This is a genomic window from Halomonas ventosae (genome assembly GCF_004363555.1).
Classification (GTDB): Bacteria; Pseudomonadota; Gammaproteobacteria; order Pseudomonadales; family Halomonadaceae; genus Halomonas; species Halomonas ventosae.
The window spans coordinates 179677-193679 of record NZ_SNZJ01000004.1 but is presented as its reverse complement, the minus strand read 5'-3'; the positions used below and the strand labels follow the sequence as shown (position 1 = coordinate 193679).

Below are 14003 nucleotides of genomic sequence, written 5' to 3'. Positions count from 1 at the left end.
TTCCGCTGATGGTGCCGGCGAAAAGGTTCGCCCACTATAGAAGCGTCCCAGCGATTGTCAATTCCACCATTGCGCTCTCAGTATTGTACATTAGCCTGTTAAATGGATAGTTATTGTAAAGGAAATGGTGCCCCGCACCATGGCGGTGCGCCACGGGCCCGGTCAAGGCCTCCGAAGGCCCGGGTAGACGCCGCCAGCGCCGAGAAATCGGCCTTCCACCATGGTCGAGTACGCTCTGTGTCCATTTGTCATGACAGGGCGATGTCCCTATAATCTCAGCGCGCGACTGGCAGGAACCGGTGGTCGTGTCCAACTCGGCCACGATCGTGTCCCTTCCCGAAACCACCGCCCGCTCGGGCCTTGTCCGACGACCGAACAGCGGGCCAAGAGAGTGTGTAGAGCCGTGAATAGCAAACGACCCGTAAATCTGGATCTGTCCACGATACAGTTCCCCCTTCCCGCCCTGACGTCGATCGCTCACCGCATCACCGGCGTCATCCTCTTCATCGGCCTGATCTTCGCCTTCTGGGCGCTCGACACGTCGCTCTCCTCGCCGGCCGGTTTCGCCGCCGTGAGTGACGCCCTGGCCCACAACTTTCTGGCCAAGCTGATCGCCTGGGGGCTGCTGTCGGCCCTGGCCTTCCATTTCGTGGCCGGCATCAAGCACCTGCTGATGGACATGGATATCGGCGTGACCCTCGAGGGGGGCGTCAAGAAGGCGCAGATCACCGTGGTGGTGAGCGTGGTCCTGATCATTCTGGCTGGAGTCTGGGTATGGTAACCAACATCACGAATCTCGGGCGCAGCGGTCTCTCCGACTGGCTGCTCCAGCGCGTTTCCGCCGTCATCCTGGCGCTCTACACTCTCTTCATCGTCGGCTTCCTGCTGCTCAGCCCCGGCCTGGACTACGCGGCCTGGAGCGGCCTCTTCTCCGCGACCTGGATGCGCATCTTCTCGCTGCTGGCCTTCATCTCCCTGGCGGCCCACGCCTGGGTCGGCCTGTGGACCGTGACCACCGACTACCTCAAGTCGACCGGCGTTCGCGTCGCCGTCCAGCTCATCATCATCCTGGCCATCTTCGTGTTCCTGGTCTGGGGCATCACCGTTCTGTGGGGAGCCTGATTCATGTCCACCATGCGTAGCCTGTCTTTTGACGCCATCATCATCGGCGGTGGCGGTGCCGGCCTGCGGGCCGCCCTGGAACTGGCCAAGTCCGGCAAGAAGACCGCCGTGCTGTCCAAGGTCTTCCCGACCCGTTCGCACACCGTCTCCGCCCAGGGCGGCATCACCTGCGCCATCGCCTCCGCGGACCCCAACGACGACTGGCGCTGGCACATGTACGACACCGTCAAGGGCGGCGACTACATCGCCGACCAGGACGCCTCCGAGTACATGTGCTCCGAGGGCCCCAAGGCGGTGTTCGAGCTCGAGCACATGGGCCTGCCGTTCTCCCGCTTCGACAACGGCCGCATCTACCAGCGCCCGTTCGGCGGTCAGTCCAAGGACTTCGGCAAGGGCGGCCAGGCGGCGCGGACCTGTGCCGCCGCCGACCGTACCGGCCACGCCCTGCTGCACACGCTCTATCAGAACAACCTGAAGAACAACACCACCTTCCTCAACGAGTGGTATGCCGTCGACCTGGTCAAGAACGCCAACGGCGACGTGGTGGGCTGCATCGCCATGGACATCGAGACCGGCGAAGTGGTGCACGTGAAGTCCAAGGCCACGGTCATGGCCACCGGCGGCGCGGGCCGCATCTTCGCCTCCACCACCAATGCCCTGATCAACACCGGTGACGGCATCGGCATGGCGCTGCGCGCCGGCTTCCCGATGCAGGACATGGAGATGTGGCAGTTCCACCCCACCGGCATCTACGGCGCGGGCACCCTGGTGACCGAGGGCTGCCGCGGCGAGGGTGGCTACCTGATCAACAAGGACGGCGAGCGCTTCATGGAGCGCTATGCCCCCAATGCCAAGGACCTGGCCGGCCGCGACGTGGTCGCGCGCTCCATGGTCATGGAGATCCTCGAGGGCCGCGGCTGCGGCGAGAAGGGCGACCATGTGTTCCTCAAGCTGGATCACCTGGGCGAGGAAGTTCTCGGCAAGCGCCTGCCCGGCATCGTCGAGCTCTCCAAGACCTTCGCCCACGTGGATCCGGCCAAGGAGCCGATCCCGGTCGTCCCGACCTGCCACTACATGATGGGCGGGATTCCGACCAACGTGCACGGCCAGGCGATCATGCAGGACGCCGACGGCAACGACCAGATCGTCAACGGCCTGTTCGCCTGCGGTGAAGCGGCCTGCGTGTCGGTCCACGGCGCCAACCGCCTGGGCGGCAACTCGCTGCTCGACCTGGTGGTGTTCGGCCGTGCGGCCGGCATGTTCATCGAGGGTGCGCTCAACGAGGGCATCGAGTACCTCGACGCCTCCGCGTCCGACGTCGAATCCGCCATGAAGCGCATCACGCGCTGGAACGAGTCCGAGGGCGGCGAGACCGTGCCCGAGCTCAAGCGCGAGCTGCAGGACATCATGCAGACCTCCTTCGGCGTGTTCCGCGAGGAGAAGAACATGGTCGAGGGCGTCAAGCGCCTCGAGGAACTGCGCGAGCGGATCGCCAACGCCTACCTGCCGGACAAGTCCAACACCTTCAACACCGCGCGCGTCGAGGCGCTGGAGCTGGACAACCTGATGGAAGTGGCCGAGGCCACCGCCATCGCGGCCCTGGAGCGCAAGGAGAGCCGCGGCGCCCACTCCCGCTACGACTACCCGGACCGCGACGACGTCAACTGGCTGAAGCACTCGCTCTACTTCCCGGCCGAGAAGCGACTGGGCAAGCGCGATGTGAACTTCGCACCCAAGACCGTCGACATGTTCGAGCCGAAAGTCCGCACCTACTAAGGGGGAGTCACGATGTCCAAGCTTCAGGTATCCCTGTACCGCTACAATCCGGAAACCGACTCCGCACCCTACATGCAGGAGTTCCAGGTCGACACCCAGGGCCGCGACCTGATGGTGCTCGACGTCCTGCACCTGGCCAAGGAGCAGGACAACGGCCTGGCCTATCGCCGCAGCTGCCGCGAGGGCGTGTGCGGGTCCGATGGCATGAACATGAACGGCAAGAACGGCCTGGCCTGCATCACCCCGCTCTCCGAGGTGGTCAAGGGCAACAAGCTGACCCTGCGCCCGCTGCCGGGCCTGCCGGTGATCCGTGACCTGGTGGTCGACATGGGGCTGTTCTACCAGCAGTACGAGCGCATCCAGCCCTATCTGCAGAACGACGAGCCGGCGCCGGCCATCGAGCGCCTGCAGTCGCCGGAGGAGCGCGACAAGCTCGACGGCCTCTACGAGTGTATCCTGTGTGCCTGCTGCTCGACCTCCTGCCCGTCGTTCTGGTGGAACCCGGACAAGTTCGTCGGCCCGGCCGGCCTGCTGCAGTCCTACCGGTTCCTCGCCGACTCCCGTGACACGGCCACCCGGGACCGCCTGGCCGAGCTCGAGGACCCGTTCTCGGTGTTCCGCTGCCGCGGGATCATGAACTGCGTGGCGGTCTGCCCCAAGGGGCTCAACCCGACGCGGGCGATCGGCAAGATCCGCGAGATGCTGCTGGCCAATGCCACTTAAATCGTGGCGTCCAGCTTGTTATCATGTCCACCGCTCTCGGGCTGCGGCGAGAGGTCGCAGCCGAGTCCGGTGCGGAGCATGATGCATAGAGCCGGTGCCCTGGGCACCGGCTCTTGACCATGGAATTCAGGATGCCCTTCCTCCGGCAGGGCACCACCGATGTCGATGCGGTCGAGTCGTGTCGGCGCCGATACCACCCCATCAGTGCAGGGTGACCAAGAGATGCAACAAGGCATAATGGAGTTGATGTGGCGCTCCTCCCACGTGAGTGGCGGCAATGCCCACTATGTGGAAGCGCTCTACGAACAGTACCTCGATGATCCCTCCGCCGTTCCCGACGAATGGCGCCAGTACTTCGACCAGTTGCCGCGACCCGAGGGCGGGGCCAGTCACGATGTCCCGCTCTCGCCGATCCGCGAGCAGTTCTACCAGCTGGGCCAGCACCGGCGTACTGCCCAGGCCGTTGCCGACAGTGGCGAGAACAAGAAGCAGGTCAAGGTTCTCCAGCTGATCAACGCCTACCGCTTCCGCGGGCACCAGAAGGCCGACATCGACCCGCTTGGCCTGCGCAGCCCCACTCCCGTCCCCGACCTCGACCTCTCCTTCCATCAGCTCTCGAAGGCCGACCTGGACACCGAGTTCCAGACCGGCTCCTTCTTCCTGGGCATGGACAAGGCACCGCTGAAAGAGATCGTCAGCGCCCTGGAGCAGACCTACTGCCGCTCCATTGGCTGCGAGATCATGCATATCGTCGACACCGAGGAGAAGCGCTGGCTGCAGCAGCGCTTCGAGTCGGTGCGCTCGGCGCCCAGGTTCAGCCCCGAGGTGCGCAATCACGTGCTGGAGCGGCTGACGGCCGCCGAGGGCCTGGAGAGCTACCTGGCCTCCAAGTACCCGGGCACCAAGCGCTTCGGCCTCGAGGGCGGCGAAGCCTTCATCCCGATGATGGACGAGCTGATCCAGCGCGCCGGCGGCTATGGCACCAAGGAAGTGGTGATCGGCATGGCCCACCGCGGCCGCCTCAACCTGCTGGTCAACATCCTCGGCAAGAACCCCTCGGACCTGATCGACGAGTTCGACGGCAAGAAGGTCATCGAGCGCGGCTCGGGCGACGTCAAGTACCACCAGGGCTTCAGCTCCAACGTCATGACGCCGGGCGGCGAGGTGCACCTGGCGCTGTCCTTCAACCCCTCCCACCTGGAGATCGTGGCCCCGGTGGTCGAGGGCTCGGTGCGGGCCCGCCAGGACCGTCGCGACGACCCGGTCGGCAACAAGGTGCTGCCGATCAACGTCCACGGCGATGCGGCCTTCGCCGGCCAGGGCGTGGTCATGGAGACCTTCCAGATGTCCCAGACCCGTGCCTACAAGACCGGCGGCACGGTGCACATCGTCATCAACAACCAGGTGGGCTTCACCACCTCGCATCCCCTGGACTCGCGCTCCACCGAGTACTGCACCGACATCGCCAAGATGGTCCAGGCGCCCATCTTCCACGTCAACGGCGACGACCCCGATGCCGTGCTGCATGCCACCCAGGTGGCGCTGGACTATCGCCAGCAGTTCAATCGCGACGTGGTCATCGACCTGGTGTGCTATCGCCGCCGCGGCCACAACGAGGCCGACGAGCCCTCCGGCACCCAGCCGATGATGTACAGCAAGATCAAGGACCATCCGTCATCGCGGGCTCGCTATATCGAGCGCCTGGTCGGCGAGGGGCTGCTCAGCGACGACGACGCCAAGGCGATGATGGAGAAGTACCGCGACGACCTGATGGCCGGCAACCACGTGGCCAACGCCCTGGTGCAGAAGCCCAACAAGTCGCTGTTCGTCGACTGGACTCCCTATCTGGGTCACGAGTGGACCGGCCATGCCGATACCACCGTGGAGATGAAGCGCCTGCAGCGTCTCGCCGGCAGGATGTGCGAGATTCCCGACGGGATCGAGGTGCAGCGCCAGGTGGCCAAGATCTACGACGACCGGCGCAAGATGCAGGCCGGTGGCCTGGCGGTCAACTGGGGCTTCGCCGAGACCCTGGCCTACGCCACCCTGCTCGACCAGGGCCACCCGGTGCGCATCACCGGCCAGGACGTGGGGCGCGGCACCTTCTCCCACCGCCATGCGGTGGTGCACAACCAGAAGGACGGCAGCGCCTACGTGCCGCTGCAGCACATGGCCGACGGCCAGCCGCGCTTCACCATCCATGACTCCTTCCTCTCGGAAGAGGCGGTGCTGGCCTTCGAGTACGGCTACGCCACGACCATGCCCAATGCGCTGATCGTCTGGGAAGCCCAGTTCGGCGACTTCTTCAACGGCGCCCAGGTGGTGGTCGACCAGTTCATCTCCTCCGGCGAGACCAAGTGGGAGCGGCTGTGTGGCCTGACCATGCTGCTGCCCCATGGCTATGAGGGGCAGGGCCCGGAGCACTCCTCCGCGCGTCTCGAGCGCTTCCTGCAGCTGTGTGCCGAGCACAACATGCAGGTCTGCGTGCCTACCACCCCGGCGCAGATCTTCCACCTGCTGCGCCGCCAGGTGATCCGCCCGCTGAGAAAGCCCTTGGTGGTGATGACGCCCAAGAGCCTGCTGCGCCACAAGTCGGCGACCTCGAGCCTCGAGGAGCTGGCCCATGGCGGCTTCCAGATGGTGCTCCCCGACCAGGGCAACCTCGAGGCCGGCAAGGTCGAGCGCATCATCCTCTGCGCCGGCAAGGTCTACTATGACCTGGCCAACTGGCGCGAGGAGAACGCCCGCGATGACGTGGCGATCCTGCGCATCGAGCAGCTCTACCCCTTTCCCAAGGAGGAGCTGCTGGAGGCCATCAAGGACTACACCAACGTCACCGACGTGGTGTGGTGCCAGGAGGAGCCGCTCAACCAGGGCGCCTGGTATTCGAGCCAGCACCACATGCGGGCCGTGGCCGACATGCTGCGTGACGGCCTGGGCGGCAAGCTCAAGTTCGCCGGTCGCCCGGCGTCCGCGGCACCCGCGGCGGGCTACATGTCCGTGCATACCGAACAGCAGCGCCAGCTGGTGGAAGACGCCTTCAACCTCTGAGGCGCCCACCGGGACGAGAGAGAACAGACAAGGGATACGACATGGCTACCGATATCAAGGCACCCACCTTTCCGGAATCCGTCGCCGAAGGCAGCGTGGCGGCCTGGCACAAGAAGCCCGGCGACAGCGTCGAGCGTGACGAGCTGATCGTCGAGATCGAGACCGACAAGGTGGTGCTCGAGGTCGTGGCCCCCGAGGCCGGCACCCTCAGCGAGGTGCTGGTGGAAGAGGGCGACACCGTGGAGTCCGAGCAGGTGCTGGGCAGGATCGGCGAGGGCAAGGCCGAGGGCGGCGACAAGCCGGCGGCCGAGAAGGCCGATGCCAAGGCCGAGAAGAAGGACGACGCCGAGGCCAAGCCGGCGGCCAGCGGCAAGACCCACGAGGTCAAGGCGCCGACCTTCCCCGAGTCGATCCAGGAAGGCACCGTGGCCAGCTGGAACAAGCAGGTCGGTGAGGCGGTCAAGCGCGACGAGGTGCTGGCCGAGATCGAGACCGACAAGGTGGTGCTGGAGGTCGTCGCCCCGGCCGATGGGGCACTCACTGAGATCAAGGCCGAGGAGGGTAGCCAGGTCACCTCCGAGCAGGTGCTGGCGACCTTCAGCGAAGGCGCCGGCGGCGCTGCTGCCGCGCCCAGCGAGGAGAAGGCCCCGGCCTCCGCCGACGACGGCGCGAGCGACGAGCAGGTGGGCGACAAGATCCTCGCCCCGGCCGCGCGCAAGCTGGTCGCCGAGCATGACCTCGACGTCAATGCCATCGAAGGCACCGGCAAGGGCGGGCGCATCCTCAAGGAGGACGTGCAGCGTGCGGTGAAGGAAGGTTCTGCCAAGAAATCTGCCAAGCCGGCGGGTGGTGGCCAGGCGGCCGCCGCCGCGGCCCCGGCCGTGGAGGGCGAGCGCCCCGAGAAGCGCGTGCCGATGAGCCGCCTGCGCCAGACCATCGCCAAGCGCCTGGTCCAGGCCCAGCAGACCGCCGCCATGCTCACCACCTACAACGAGGTGGACATGGGCGCGGTGATGGACCTGCGCGCCCAGTACAAGGACACCTTCCTCAAGGCCCACGACGTCAAGCTCGGCTTCATGGGCTTCTTCGTCAAGGCGGCCAGCGAGGCCCTCAAGCGCTTCCCGGACGTCAACGCCTCCATCGACGGCACCGACATCGTCTACCACGGCTACCAGGACATCGGCGTCGCCGTCTCCACCGACCGTGGCCTGGTGGTGCCGGTGCTGCGCGACACCGACAGCATGAAGATCGCCGACGTCGAGAAGGGCATCGTCGACTTCGGCAAGCGGGCCCGTGACGGCAAGCTGGGCATCGACGAGATGCAGGGTGGCACCTTCACCATCACCAACGGCGGTATCTTCGGCTCGCTGATGTCCACGCCAATCATCAACCCGCCGCAGACCGCGATCCTGGGCATGCACAAGATCCAGGAGCGGCCCATGGCGGTGAACGGCAAGGTCGAGATCCGCCCGATGATGTACCTGGCGGTCTCCTACGACCACCGCATGATCGACGGCAAGGATGCGGTGCAGTTCCTGGTCACCATCAAGGAGCTGCTCGAGGATCCGGCACGCCTGCTGCTGGACATCTGAGCCGCGGGACCCACTACGTTCTTCAGCGACAAGCAACGAAGGAGCCAACATGGCTGACAAGTTTGATGTGATCGTGATCGGTGCGGGCCCCGGCGGCTACGTCTCCGCCATCCGCGCCGCCCAGATGGGGCTGAAGGTCGCCTGTGTCGAGAAGTGGATCGGCAAGGAAGGCAAGGTCGTCCACGGCGGCACCTGCCTCAACGTGGGCTGCATCCCGTCCAAGGCGCTGCTCGAGGCCTCCCACAAGTTCGTCGAGGCCAAGCACGACTTCGCCGACATGGGCATCGAGGCGGGTGACGTCAACATGGACGTCAAGAAGATGATGGCCCGCAAGGACAAGATCGTGAAGAACCTGACCGGCGGCATCTCGGGGCTCTTCAAGGCCAACGGCGTCACGGCCATCGAGGGCACCGGCAAGGTGGTCTCCTCCAAGCAGGTCGAGGTGACCGACCAGGACGGCAAGGCCACCACCTATGACGCCGACAACATCGTCGTCGCGGCCGGCTCCGTGCCGGTGGAGATCCCGCCGACCCCGCTGAAGGAAGGCCTGGTGGTCGATTCCACCGGCGCCCTGGAATTCCAGGAGACGCCCAAGCGCCTGGGCGTGATCGGTGCCGGCATCATCGGCCTGGAGCTCGGCAGCGTCTGGAACCGCCTGGGCAGCGAGGTCACCGTGCTCGAGGCCATGGATGACTTCCTGCCCATGGTCGACGGGGCCATCGCCAAGGAGACCCAGAAGCTGCTCAAGAAGCAGGGCCTGGACATCAAGCTGGGCGCGCGGGTCACCGGCTCCGAGGTCAAGGGCGAGGAGGTGGTCGTCAAGTACACCGACGCCAAGGGCGAGCAGGAGATGACCTTCGACAAGCTGATCGTCTGCGTCGGCCGCAAGCCCTACACCAAGGGCGTGATTGCCGACGGCGTGGGCATCGAGACCGACGAGCGTGGCTTCATCCACGTCGACGACCAGTGCCGTACCAGCGTGCCGAGCGTCTACGCCATCGGCGACTGCGTGCGCGGCCCGATGCTGGCCCACAAGGCGTCGGAAGAGGGCATCATGGTCGCGGACATCATCGCCGGCCACAAGGCCGAGATGAACTACGACGCCATCCCCAACGTCATCTACACCTTCCCGGAAGTGGCCTGGGTGGGCCTGACCGAGCAGGAGGCCAAGGCCAAGGGCATCGAGGTCAAGACGGGCGCCTTCCCGTTCGCCGCCAGCGGCCGCGCCATGGCCAACAACGCCACCGAGGGGCAGGCCAAGATCATCGCCGACGCCGAGACCGACCGCGTGCTGGGGATGCATATCGTCGGCCAGCACGCCGGCGAGATGATCGCCCAGGGCGTGATCGCCCTGGAGTTCGGCTCCAGCGCCGAAGACCTGGCGCTGACCTGCTACGCCCACCCGACCATGTCGGAGGCGGTGCACGAGGCCGCCCTGGCGGTGGAGGGCCATGCCATCCACATGGCCAACCGCAAGAAGAAGAAGTAAGGACAACAAGCGCCACCGGCAGGTGGCGCATCGCTTCCGGCCAAGTATCGGAGGCGAACGGTGGTGACACGGCGACCGCTGCCCAGAGGCCGCGAGCCGTGTCATCGTTCGAGTCACATGCAACCAATGGCATGAATCGATGAACCTTCACGAGTATCAGAGCAAGCAGCTGTTTGCCGACTATGGCCTGCCGGTCTCCAAGGGCTTTGCCGTCGACACCCCCGAGGAAGCCGCGGAAGCCTGCAAGAAGATCGGTGGCGACAAGTGGGTGGTCAAGGCCCAGGTGCATGCCGGTGGCCGCGGCAAGGCCGGTGGCGTCAAGCTGATCAAGAGCCCGGAGGAGGCCCAGGCCTTCGCCGAGTCCTGGCTGGGCAAGAACCTGGTGACCTTCCAGACCGACGAGAACGGTCAGCCGGTCACCAAGATCCTGGTCGAGACCTGCACCGACATCGCCAACGAGCTCTACCTGGGCGCGGTGGTCGATCGTGGCACCCGTCGTGTGGTGTTCATGGCCTCCACCGAGGGCGGCGTGGAGATCGAGAAGGTCGCGGAAGAGACCCCCGAGAAGATCCTCAAGGCCGAGATCGATCCGCTGGTCGGCGCCCAGCCCTACCAGGCGCGTGAGCTGGCCTTCGCCCTGGGCCTCACCGGCAACCAGGTCAAGCAGTTCACCAAGATCTTCCTGGGCCTGTCCAAGCTGTTCCACGACAAGGACCTGGCGCTTCTGGAGATCAACCCGCTGGTGGTGACCGACGAGGGCAACCTCCACTGCCTCGACGCCAAGATCAACCTGGACGGCAACGCCCTCTATCGCCACCCGGACCTGCAGGCGATGCGCGACCCGTCCCAGGAAGACGAGCGCGAGGCCGAGGCGGCCGCCTGGGAGCTCAACTACGTGGCCCTGGAAGGCAACATCGGCTGCATGGTCAACGGCGCCGGCCTGGCCATGGGCACCATGGACATCATCAAGCTCAACGGCGGCCAGCCGGCCAACTTCCTCGACGTGGGCGGCGGTGCCACCAAGGAGCGCGTGGCCGAGGCCTTCAAGCTCATCCTCTCCGACGATTCCGTGAAGGCCGTACTGGTCAACATCTTCGGCGGCATCGTGCGCTGCGACATGATCGCCGAGGGCATCATCGGTGCCGTCGAGCAGGTCGGTGTCAACGTGCCGGTGGTGGTGCGTCTGGAAGGTAACAACGCCGAGCTGGGTGCCGAGAAGCTGGCGTCCAGCGGTCTGAACATCATCGCTGCTACCAGCCTGACCGATGCGGCTCAGCAGGTCGTCAAGGCAGCGGAGGGCAAGTAATGAGCATCCTGATCGACAAGAACACCAAGGTCATCTGCCAGGGCTTCACCGGCGGACAGGGGACCTTCCACTCCGAGCAGGCGATCGCCTACGGCACCCAGATGGTCGGCGGCGTGACCCCGGGCAAGGGCGGCCAGGAGCACCTGGGCCTGCCGGTGTTCAACACCGTCAAGGAAGCCGTGGCCGAGACCGGCGCCGAGGCCAGCGTGATCTACGTGCCGGCCCCGTTCTGCAAGGACTCCATCCTCGAGGCCGCCAACGCCGGCATCAAGCTGATCGTCTGCATCACCGAGGGCATCCCGACCCTGGACATGCTCGACGTCAAGGTGAAGTGCGACGAGCTGGGCGTGCGCCTGATCGGCCCGAACTGCCCCGGCGTGATCACCCCGGGCGAGTGCAAGATCGGCATCATGCCGGGCCATATCCACAAGCCGGGCAAGGTCGGCATCGTGTCGCGCTCCGGCACCCTGACCTATGAAGCCGTCAAGCAGACGACCGACCACGGCTTCGGCCAGTCCACCTGCGTGGGCATCGGCGGCGACCCGATCCCGGGCTCCAACTTCATTGATATCCTCGAGCAGTTCGAGAAGGATCCGGCCACCGAGGCGATCGTGATGATCGGCGAGATCGGCGGCACCGCCGAGGAAGAGGCGGCGGCCTACATCAAGGCCAACGTCTCCAAGCCGGTGGTCTCCTACATCGCCGGCGTCACCGCGCCTCCCGGCAAGCGCATGGGCCACGCCGGTGCCATCATCGCCGGCGGCAAGGGCACCGCGGACGAGAAGTTCGCCGCCCTGGAAGCCGCGGGCGTGAAGACCGTGCGTTCGCTGGCCGAGATCGGCGATGCGCTGAAGGAAGCGACCGGCTGGTAAGCCGTTCACCTGCAGCAGGCGACAACGCGAGAGGGCACCTTCGGGTGCCCTCTTCGCGTGTGTGGCCCCTCACCATCGCGGCTCAGCCGACCACCTCCTCCACCGGGCTTTCGCCGATCCCCAGCAGCTGGACCTGAAGGCCATTGCCATTGGCTTCGGCCTGCAGGGTATCCGGCAGGGACGGGTCGTCGCCGTAGGCCTTGAAGGCGAAGCGCCAGGCCTCGCCAGGTTCCAGGGTGCCGGGATCATCGTCACGCACACTATAGCCGTCGTCGGAGCTCTCGACGCGACCGTTCCACAGCGTGTCGATCTCGGCGGGCAGGTCAAAGCGTACCCGAGGGTCGACGATCTCCTCGTCGGAGAGGTTCTGGACGAAGAGCTCCGCCACATAGCCCGAGGACCAGCTGCTGGTGGTGTTGCCCGTGACCAGCAGTTCGGTGCCCTCGTCGACCACCCCCGGCAGCAGGCCATCGCCCTCCAGCACGGCATCCGGCTCGGGGCGCTCTAGCGGCTCGCCGTGGAAGGCGTTGCCCGAGGCCAGGTGCAGGGTGGTGCCGTCCCCGAACACCGCGAACTCCATGTCGACCAGGGTGTCCTGGCTGCCCTGGCCGAGGATGACGCTCTCCTCCTCGCCCTTGAGCACCTGGTGGTCGTCGTAGTCGTCAGCATAGCGGGCAGTATCCACGCCCGCGCCGCCATCGAGGAGGTCGGTGCCGTCGTACCAGTCGTTGCCGGGGCCGCCCTGAAGGATGTCATTGCCGGCACCGCCGGTGAGGCTGTCGTGGCCCGAGCCGCCATTCAGGTAGACGCCGTCGTCGGACCCCTCGATCTTATCCGAGCGGCGGGAGCCGATCAGGTAGTCGAAGATCACCTCGTTGGCCTCGGCGTCGGTGATGGCGCCGAAGCTCTCGCCGCCCTGGTTGATCCACAGCGAGGGGGAGAGGTCGTCCGTCTCGGGGTCGCGGATGGATTGCTCGACCCGCACGCGGTTGTCGTGATCCTGGCCGCCGTGGAAGTTGATATCACGATCGGTGAAGGCCACCTCGATATCGTTGCCCACCGAGGAGCGCCAGGAGGCGAAGGTCAGGCCGTGACGCATGCCGGAATCTTCGAGACCGGTGAAGGTGCCGTCATAGCTCTCGTGGAGTTCGTAGGCATAGCCGTTGCCACCGCTGCCCTTGTTGAAGGCGCCATGGGCGGTGATCCCCTCGGCTTCCGGGTCCAGGGTCTTGGAGAAGCGAAAGGCGGTGGAGGGTCCGTCGCGGACCTCGAGGTCCGCCAGCTGCGTGCCCACGGTGCCCTCCAGCAGCACGGCATCATAGCCGCTCAGCGCCTCCCGGGTGTTGGTGAAGAGCCCTGCATCGGGCTCGCCCAGTTCGAAGGCGACGCTGAAGCCTTCCAGCCTGACATCGTCGACGCTATCCAGGCGGGCCAGCCGGGTCTCGCCTGCTTCGAAGGCGAAGTGCGCCCCGCGATCCAGCACGACGTCGTTGCCCTCAACGGACTCGACCCGGGCCATGCTGGTGCGCAGCTCGGCGTACTCCACCCGCCGCCAGGACGTGTCGCCGATGGCGTCGAAGAAGGCGTCGTCGTTGTCCTGCCAGAGCCTCACGGTGTCACCCGGGGCCAGTCCATGGTCGCGATCCAGCGAGAGGCGCCGGTCCCCCTCGTCGAGACCGGCCTCGAGCCGGCCCTGGAAGCGAGTGCGGAAACCGTCCAGGTGGATGGCGTGGTCATCGTTTCGCTCCAGGGCGCGGTCGCTGAAGGTCAGGGTGGTGTCGCCGGAGCCGGCGCCCACCAGGGCGATGTCCGAGCGCTCGACCCGCAGCGCATCGTCGAGGAGGTGGTTGCCGGCGGCGAATTTCAGGGTCGACCCCGGCTCGGCGTCACGGATCAGGTCATTGATCTCCTCGGCCGAGGTTCCGGTATCGATATCGTGGATGGAGGCCATGTTAATGCTCCTGGTTGTCGCGATTAAGAGACGGCTTATGTCCCGAATGCTTCAGTCACCTGCAGGATCATCCCCTTTTCAATCAGCCTGTTGTGTCTCCATTTAGGGACATTTCATGAAA

General features: G+C 65.9%; 10 protein-coding genes. 9 read left to right on the top strand and 1 reads right to left on the bottom strand.

From position 1 onward, the window contains the following. Window positions 1-403: 403 nt before the first annotated feature. From sdhC to sucD, 9 genes are all read left to right on the top strand, one after another. Window positions 404-781 carry a succinate dehydrogenase, cytochrome b556 subunit gene (sdhC, locus tag DFP85_RS04955; RefSeq protein WP_208108449.1) on the top strand — a complete coding sequence of 126 codons (378 nt, stop codon included), beginning with the start codon at window positions 404-406 and terminating at the stop codon, window positions 779-781. Then, window positions 775-1122, top strand: a complete 348-nt coding sequence (gene sdhD, locus DFP85_RS04950) for a succinate dehydrogenase, hydrophobic membrane anchor protein (protein WP_106230151.1) — start codon at window positions 775-777, stop codon at window positions 1120-1122. Before sdhC ends, sdhD begins: the two co-directional genes overlap by 7 nt. Before the next feature lie 3 nt (window positions 1123-1125). After that, window positions 1126-2898 (top strand): succinate dehydrogenase flavoprotein subunit, encoded by a 1773-nt coding sequence (gene sdhA, locus DFP85_RS04945; RefSeq protein ID WP_133635193.1) that lies wholly within the window; start codon window positions 1126-1128, stop codon window positions 2896-2898. 12 nt (window positions 2899-2910) lie between these two features. After that, window positions 2911-3621: a succinate dehydrogenase iron-sulfur subunit gene (locus tag DFP85_RS04940; protein ID WP_106230153.1), complete on the top strand. Its 711-nt coding sequence runs from the start codon at window positions 2911-2913 to the stop codon at window positions 3619-3621. Window positions 3622-3843: 222 nt separating this feature from the next. After that, entirely contained in the window at window positions 3844-6672 is a 2829-nt protein-coding gene (locus DFP85_RS04935) for a 2-oxoglutarate dehydrogenase E1 component (RefSeq protein ID WP_133635192.1), read from the top strand. A 41-nt stretch (window positions 6673-6713) separates the two neighbouring features. Next, window positions 6714-8264 carry a 2-oxoglutarate dehydrogenase complex dihydrolipoyllysine-residue succinyltransferase gene (gene odhB, locus DFP85_RS04930; RefSeq protein WP_133635191.1) on the top strand — a complete coding sequence of 517 codons (1551 nt, stop codon included), beginning with the start codon at window positions 6714-6716 and terminating at the stop codon, window positions 8262-8264. 49 nt (window positions 8265-8313) lie between these two features. Continuing rightward, window positions 8314-9753, top strand: a complete 1440-nt coding sequence (gene lpdA / locus DFP85_RS04925; protein ID WP_133635190.1) for a dihydrolipoyl dehydrogenase — start codon at window positions 8314-8316, stop codon at window positions 9751-9753. A gap of 139 nt (window positions 9754-9892) precedes the next feature. Beyond that, window positions 9893-11059, top strand: a complete 1167-nt coding sequence (gene sucC / locus DFP85_RS04920; protein ID WP_106230157.1) for an ADP-forming succinate--CoA ligase subunit beta — start codon at window positions 9893-9895, stop codon at window positions 11057-11059. Continuing rightward, complete coding sequence (gene sucD / locus DFP85_RS04915) at window positions 11059-11931, top strand: succinate--CoA ligase subunit alpha (protein ID WP_133635189.1); 873 nt, start codon at window positions 11059-11061, stop codon at window positions 11929-11931. Before sucC ends, sucD begins: the two co-directional genes overlap by 1 nt. An 82-nt stretch (window positions 11932-12013) precedes the next feature. Here sucD and DFP85_RS19190 read toward each other — a convergent pair whose 3' ends face one another. After that, the gene (locus tag DFP85_RS19190) at window positions 12014-13882 is read right to left on the bottom strand and encodes a cellulose binding domain-containing protein (protein ID WP_133635188.1); all 1869 of its coding nucleotides are present in this window, start codon (window positions 13880-13882) and stop codon (window positions 12014-12016) included. Window positions 13883-14003 lie beyond the last annotated feature (121 nt).

Excerpts from the sequence above, each read along its gene's own strand:
- sdhD (WP_106230151.1), top strand. The coding sequence starts at position 775 with ATGGTAACCAACATCACGAATCTCGGGCGCAGCGGTCTCTCCGACTGG.
- sucC (WP_106230157.1), top strand. The coding sequence starts at position 9,893 with ATGAACCTTCACGAGTATCAGAGCAAGCAGCTGTTTGCCGACTATGGC.
- sucD (WP_133635189.1), top strand. The coding sequence starts at position 11,059 with ATGAGCATCCTGATCGACAAGAACACCAAGGTCATCTGCCAGGGCTTC.
- DFP85_RS04940 (WP_106230153.1), top strand. The coding sequence starts at position 2,911 with ATGTCCAAGCTTCAGGTATCCCTGTACCGCTACAATCCGGAAACCGAC.
- DFP85_RS19190 (WP_133635188.1), bottom strand. The coding sequence starts at position 13,882 with ATGGCCTCCATCCACGATATCGATACCGGAACCTCGGCCGAGGAGATC.
- odhB (WP_133635191.1), top strand. The coding sequence starts at position 6,714 with ATGGCTACCGATATCAAGGCACCCACCTTTCCGGAATCCGTCGCCGAA.
- lpdA (WP_133635190.1), top strand. The coding sequence starts at position 8,314 with ATGGCTGACAAGTTTGATGTGATCGTGATCGGTGCGGGCCCCGGCGGC.
- DFP85_RS04935 (WP_133635192.1), top strand. The coding sequence starts at position 3,844 with ATGCAACAAGGCATAATGGAGTTGATGTGGCGCTCCTCCCACGTGAGT.
- sdhA (WP_133635193.1), top strand. The coding sequence starts at position 1,126 with ATGTCCACCATGCGTAGCCTGTCTTTTGACGCCATCATCATCGGCGGT.